This is a genomic window from Azospirillum himalayense, from assembly GCF_042657465.1.
GTDB lineage: Bacteria > Pseudomonadota > Alphaproteobacteria > Azospirillales > Azospirillaceae > Azospirillum > Azospirillum himalayense.
Window position 1 is genome coordinate 1 of the sequence record NZ_JBHSLC010000055.1, and the last position, 3,853, is coordinate 3,853.

The window sequence follows — 3,853 nt, forward strand, 5'->3', positions numbered from 1 at the left end:
GTCCGCCAAGCCGAGGGTGTGCAGCAGGTTGGCCACGGTGCGGGGACCAACCGCCAGCACCGCACCGACCGCGAGCGCGGCCACCGTCGATCGGGTGCGCCCCGAGAAGGCAACCAGATAAGGCCACAGCCAAGCGACGAAGGCCGGGGGAAGAGGGATGGCGAGGTGTGCCATGGGGCACCTGTGGCGTCGTCGGAGGCTGACCAGCCAACAACCCTTCGCCGACGGTGTTGCGACGCCCGCCTATGACAGGACAAGCGTCCCAAAATGCGCAAAGTCGAATTAGTTAATCAGTGCCAAGGCGGAACCGATCGAGAACCCACAGCGATCAACTGCTTCGCTTCCGTTTGCACCGAGAGCTGCATAGAACGCGGTCTTCCCGACTTTGATCCGCGCAGCGGCCTCACGAAGCGTGAACCCTTGGGCGAAGAGCAGCTTTGCCCGGTGCAGCTTGTCCCCGGTCACCTCCGGCGTGCGCCCACCCTTTCGGCCACGGGCGACGGCAGCGACCAAGCCAGCACGGCGTCTGGGGCCGGGGTGCTGTCCGTTTCATCGCCAAGGCGGTACTTACCGGTCCGAGCTTGCGGGAAGAAGCGGTTCTCTTTTTACCCAAGAGAACCGATGATCTCGCGATACGCCCGTTCGGGGAACGCTTTGAGCGTCTTGGTACGCACGTTGCCAAACCCACCGAGCATCAGCATGAACCGCGCGGCAACAGCATCGTCCGGGGCCTCATACACGGCGATGAGATCGTACTCTCCCATGGTCATGTAAATGGCCTGAAATTCCCCACCCATCTCCTTGAGCGCCGCCTTCGCCGTGTCCAGCCTCTTGGGTGACTCCCTGACGTTGCGAAGCCCCTGATCAGTCCAGTTCGCCAGCATAACATACGTCGTCATCACGTGCCTCCCGTCTTCCGTTGGCCGCGCCGAAGCCAGTCACCCCAGCAGCAGGAGAGCGGCCCCGGTGCCGATCAGGGCACCCGCCCACAGCAGATCGAAATTCACCCAGCCGCGGCGCAGGATGCCCAGCCCGACGGTCTCAAAGACAACCAGCCCCATGATCGCGATCACCGCCAGCATGGCCGCCATATGCACCAGGACTACAGCCAGACCAACCGCCGCCGAGCCAAGCGCGGCAATCATGCCCGTCATCTCGGCCCCTGGTCCACACAGCGACAGCGCCATCAGCTGTGCTGGGGCGAGCAGACCCAGCAGCAGGGGCAGGACCATCAGCCCGGCGCCATGCGCCGATGCCATCAGAAAGGACCACAGGACCAGCCCGGCAAAACCGGTGTGCATGCCGACCCGCACCCGATGACGGTAGCCACGCACCAGCCGATAGGCGCCGAAGCTGATCAACACGATCACAGTGGTCGGCTTCACGAGGTCGGACGCGGTGACCAGATTGGCCGTGGCAAAGCTAATCACCACCAGCAGCACCGACAGGGCGTGGCCCAGCGCGATCGGTGGCAGCGCTTTAATCACCGCCCTGCGGCGGCCTTCCTGCAGACCCAACGCGACGGCGAAGAGCCACCCCATGGCTGGGTTGACCCCGTGGAAGGCGCCAAGACCAATCAGCGCCAACCACTGCCAGGGGTCACTCATGGATAGCAGTACGAGTCCGAGGACGCGTCACCGCCTTCCAGCCGGATTTGGTGCCCGCGGAACCCGTCCTCGAAGCGCAGGAAGAACCGCTCGTCGATGTTCAAGCCGCCCTCCGGGGAGGCGTCGAGCTTGACCATCCAGCTCTTGATGCCCTCGGGATAGAATTGCTCATCCCAACTCCGGTACAGCGAATTGGTGAAGTAGACACGCTTGCCGTCACGGCTCACCTCGACCATCTGCGGGCCACCGTTGAGGTCGCCTTCAGCACTTGGGTGTCGGCTGCGCCCGACGATCCCGCCCAACCGGACCGAGCCGGTCAGTTTGGGTTGGAAGGGGTCAGAGACGTCGTAGCGTTGCATCTCTCCGGTGCTCCAGCACGACACGTATAGCCAGCGGTCGTCCAGCGACAGGTCGATGTCGGTGACCAGCGGCGGCACCGCCTTAAAGCCTTTGAGAATGGGCGGCAGTTGATCTGGATCGGCCGGTTCAGCCGGGATGTCGATGACCTTCCGCATCGCCCATTGTCCACCGTCGCGATGCCACAGCCAGATCGACGAGGAGAGATCCTTCAGATTGACCACGGCGTTCATGAAGCCATGCGCCTTGGTCGGATCGTGCGCCGGGCGTAACTCCAGTGCCAGCTGATACTCCGGACCCAAATCGATGGTCTGCCGGTGCCGGCGGCGGTGCAGATCCCAGAAGTGGACTCGTCGACCATACTTCGCACCCAGCAGAAGTTCCGGGTTGAGGCCGTCCTCGATCATGTCGGGCGTACCCCATTCGCTGGTGATCATCGTATCCTGGCCGAGGTGCCACCAGACATCGTAAGAGAGGAACTGCGGCCCGCGGTCGATTTCCCATTGGCCGAGCACGTCGAACGTCTCATGGTCGATAAGGAACACACCGCCCGGCCCACCGCCATTGCCCTCACCGTTGCCGAGCGCGCTGACATAGATGCCCTCAGGACCGCAATGCAGGGTGTGGGGGCGGGAATAGTTGGCGCGGGCGGCCAGCTGCTCCGGCTCGATCACCTTGACGATCTTTGGATGGGCTGGGTCTGGCTTGGTGTCCACGATGTGAATGCGCGAAGACCGCAGGCCCGGTACGATGAGGTAGCGCCGCTCGACATGCGGATGAGGCGCGTAAGGGCACAAAGCGGAACTGCAGGCGTTCCAGCCGAAATGGTGCAGCTCGTCACCAACATTTGGCATGTCGATGCGGCTGATGATCCGGCCGTAATCCGAAGAGCCGGGATCGACGTCAACGACACCGAGGGCATCCGGGCGGGCGATGGTGTCCGTGTTCAACATCGCCACATAGGCCAGCCGCTCCGGGGGAGCATTCATCGCCATACGTGGAGATGGATAGAAGCTGGGATCGGGGGTCCAAGTGGCCATGGAAGAACCTCTCAAGTCGCCACGCGCCTAACAAGGAGGGTATCGCGACACAGAGGTTTGTGATGCGAAGGAAAGGGGCTTGTCGGTTCTTCCATAAGTGGGTTTGGTCACCCCTATTCTGGTTCAAAATAATTGGGATAAAGGCACGGTGATCAGGTGTGCCATCCATTGGCCCCACGCCGATGGCCTGATCTGCGGTCTCCGTGAACGCGAGGACGGCCTTTCTATACCCATCCGCGCTGCGGACTTCCCGCATCCAGAGGCGTATTCTGACACCTCCGCACCTTAACTTTTCCATGGATGGGTGCCATGACCAGGTCGGCAGCCAAAACCTTCGATTTTGATGACCTGAAACGAGCCATCGAAGATAGCGATGCCGACATGCTGGTCCAGTTTTATGCCGATGATGCCAAGATGATCATCGTCGATCGCAACCGTCCGCCCAGCTCACCGATGACGTTGTCGGGCAAGGAGGCGATTGCGGCATTCTGGCGTGATGTCTGCTCCAGGAACATGACGCATCGCGTCGGTCGAGAGGTGGTCGGGGCGGACCGCGCCGCCTTCGTTGAAGAGTGCGCCTACTCTGACGGGTGCCATGTGATGTCGGCGATGACCCTCGACCTGCGGGATGGGCGGATCGCCAAGCACCTCACTGTTCAAGCATGGGATGAAGTCAGCTGCGCGACTGGTCGAGCATCGGGGTCCGAGTAGCGGTGGAACAGGAACTCCGATAGGGTCAGAGCGACTGCACGGTAAGCGTTACGAACGCCCCCTTCTTCCCGAACCGGGTTCCGTGATCGAGATTGCGCGCGGGCTCACGGGACGCGGAGGGTACGATGGAGGATGGCG

The 3,853-nt window shown here is 62.3% G+C and carries 4 protein-coding genes; 1 reads left to right on the forward strand and 3 read right to left on the reverse strand.

Annotation, left to right across the window (positions count from 1 at the left end; all coding sequences use genetic code 11):
• Positions 1-605: 605 nt before the first annotated feature.
• The 3 genes from ACFPMG_RS23275 to ACFPMG_RS23285 are packed head-to-tail and all read right to left on the reverse strand — an operon-like array spanning position 606 to position 3,004.
• Positions 606-899 (reverse strand): GYD domain-containing protein, encoded by a 294-nt coding sequence (locus ACFPMG_RS23275; protein ID WP_376997598.1) that lies wholly within the window; start codon positions 897-899, stop codon positions 606-608.
• Positions 900-938: 39 nt separating this feature from the next.
• Complete coding sequence (locus ACFPMG_RS23280) at positions 939-1,607, reverse strand: hypothetical protein (RefSeq protein ID WP_376997599.1); 669 nt, start codon at positions 1,605-1,607, stop codon at positions 939-941.
• Complete coding sequence (locus ACFPMG_RS23285) at positions 1,604-3,004, reverse strand: selenium-binding family protein (RefSeq protein ID WP_376997600.1); 1,401 nt, start codon at positions 3,002-3,004, stop codon at positions 1,604-1,606. Before ACFPMG_RS23285 ends, ACFPMG_RS23280 begins: the two co-directional genes overlap by 4 nt.
• A 309-nt stretch (positions 3,005-3,313) precedes the next feature.
• On the opposite strand from ACFPMG_RS23285, the gene ACFPMG_RS23290 reads away from it, so the two are divergent.
• Positions 3,314-3,715: a nuclear transport factor 2 family protein gene (locus ACFPMG_RS23290; protein WP_376997602.1), complete on the forward strand. Its 402-nt coding sequence runs from the start codon at positions 3,314-3,316 to the stop codon at positions 3,713-3,715.
• Positions 3,716-3,853 lie beyond the last annotated feature (138 nt).